The 2,105-nt window shown below is 61.9% G+C and carries 3 protein-coding genes; 2 read left to right on the forward strand and 1 reads right to left on the reverse strand.

What is annotated here, in order from left to right:
- The first annotated feature begins 215 nt into the window (after positions 1–215).
- A complete protein-coding gene (locus tag EN879_RS33225; protein WP_063169970.1) occupies positions 216–578 on the forward strand; it encodes a hypothetical protein in 363 nt (120 codons plus the stop codon).
- Between the two features lie 63 nt (positions 579–641).
- Positions 642–1,169: an AAA family ATPase gene (locus tag EN879_RS33230; protein ID WP_063169971.1), complete on the forward strand. Its 528-nt coding sequence runs from the start codon at positions 642–644 to the stop codon at positions 1,167–1,169.
- A gap of 13 nt (positions 1,170–1,182) precedes the next feature.
- On the opposite strand, the gene EN879_RS33235 is transcribed toward EN879_RS33230, so the two are convergent.
- A partial coding sequence (locus EN879_RS33235; RefSeq protein WP_164774740.1) for a glyoxylate/hydroxypyruvate reductase A occupies positions 1,183–2,105 on the reverse strand: 923 nt, incomplete at its 5' end.

Here is a 2,105-nt window from a genome sequence, read left to right on the forward strand (position 1 = left end):
CAGCTATGGTACATTTTCGCTCATGGTGCTGATTTGCGCCAGTGACCCGCCGCACAGGCGGGTTTTTCGTTTGATGCTCCGTCAGCCACGCGCCTGCGGAGGGGCAGCCTCGCCGCCTCGCAAATATTCCTGCTGTGAAAAAGTCCGATTTGCATGCGCGACTGATATTTGCGATCTGCTCGCGTCAGGGCGGGATATCAGGAGGAGCATAGCCGATGCGCTGGAACATGATGATCTTGGCCTCTTGCCTGCTGACCGCCGGCTGTGTCGGCGGCACGTCGATGTCGGAACAGCAGGATGCGAACGTCCAGTCCTCCCTGCAATACGACACCGTGCCGTGCGACCAGTTGCTGGCGCAGCGCAACGGGTTGGCGCAGCAATACAACCTGCCGATCAAGGCCAAGCCGACCTTCTCCAATCCGGCGATGGGCTTCGGCCCGTTCACGCCGGACATGCGCTCCAAGGCCAAGCGCGATACCGACAAGGCGAGCGGTGAGATCGATGCCATGAACCGGTCGATCGACCGACGCGACTGCGGCCAGCCGGAGAAGCAGAAGAAGATCGCTCTGCCTGGCTAGAGGTCGGAGGCGGCTACGGGTCGAGAATCGCAGGCAACAAACCACCTTGCAGGGCACGATCGGATGCATCTCTCGGAGCTCGGGGACCGCATATGTATCTTGGGGCCGTCCAACAGTGGCAAGTCGACCCTCGCCGACGCGATTGCCCGCAAGCGTGATCTGGCGACTGTTCACCTCGATCAGCTCTTCCATCTCCCGAACACGGATTGGGAAGCGCGCCCAAGGGACGAATTCATTGCCTTGCACGACGCCGCAATCGCCGGAGAGCGTTGGGTGATGGATGGGAATTATTCGGTAGGTATGCCGCAACGTTTTCGGCGGGCGACGGGATTGATCCTGTTGGACATTTCCACACCCGCAAGTTTGTTGCGCTATTTTCGCCGGACGTTGTTGGAGCGGGAGAGGCGCGGTGCCTTGGAGGGCGGGCGCGACAGCGTCAAATGGGATATGATCCGCCATATCACTGTCGCCACGCCGAAAAATCGCAAACGCTACCTGGCTATGTTCGAGCAGATTGATCTGCCAAAGGTGCAGTTATCGTCACTGCGGGCAATCAAGAAGTGCTTCCGGGAGTGGGACCTGGCCCGATGAGGCCTTGTCCTGGCTAATACCCTGCATCGCGGTCCACCAGATTGTCGAGCTTTTCGCCGCGTTCGAAGGCGTCCATCTGGCGCAGCATGATCGGCGCCAGATGCACCGGATCGGAGGTCGCCGCCGCGTGTGGCGTCACGAACACTTTCGGATGCCCCCACAGCGGACTGGTCTTCGGCAGCGGTTCGACCTCGAACACGTCGAGGCTTGCCTCCTTCAACGTGCCGTCATCCAGCGCCCGCAAAATGTCGGCATCCTTCTGCAGGCGGCCACGCCCGGCATTGATCAGCACCGAGCCGCCGAGGCCGTTGCGTTTCCGCAGCTCCTTCAGCACGCCGTAGTTGATGATGCCCTTGGTCTCCGGCGTCAGCGGCAGAAGCACCACCAGGATGTCGGTTGCCTTGAGGAAGGGGATCAATCCAGCTTCGCCGGAATAGGTCGCGACGCCTTGCATGGCCTTGTCGGTGCGCGACCAGCCATTGACGGCAAAGCCGAGCGAGAGCAGCACCGAGGCCGCGGCGCGGCCGAGACTGCCGAGGCCCATGATGCCGACCGAAATGTCACCGGCAGGCCTCTGCTGCGGCTCATGCCAGATCTTCTTCGACTGCTGCGACCGGTAGAGCAGGCCCTGGCGGTGATGGTCGAGCACCCGCCAGACGACATATTCCGTCATGTACTGGGTGAGGTTGTCGGCAACGATTTTGACGATCGGCACGTCGGGCAGGCCGGGATCGGCGAAGATATGGTCGACGCCGGCGCCGATCGAGAAGATGGCGCGCAGATTGGGCAGCGACGCCAGGATGTTCGGCTTCTGCTTCCATACAACGGCATAGGTGATCGAGGGGTCGCTGGCGCCGTCCGGCTCCAGCACCACCTCGCGTTCGGCCGACAGCAGGTCGCGCCAGCGCTGCGGATGAAAGCCGGTGACGGCAAGCA

It is taken from the genome of Mesorhizobium sp. M7A.F.Ca.AU.002.02.1.1 (assembly GCF_003998535.1).
Taxonomy (GTDB): domain Bacteria; phylum Pseudomonadota; class Alphaproteobacteria; order Rhizobiales; family Rhizobiaceae; genus Mesorhizobium; species Mesorhizobium ciceri.

Bases quoted from the DNA above. Each gene is read 5' to 3' on its own strand.
- EN879_RS33225 (WP_063169970.1), top strand. From the start codon at position 216: ATGCGCTGGAACATGATGATCTTGGCCTCTTGCCTGCTGACCGCCGGC.
- EN879_RS33230 (WP_063169971.1), top strand. From the start codon at position 642: ATGCATCTCTCGGAGCTCGGGGACCGCATATGTATCTTGGGGCCGTCC.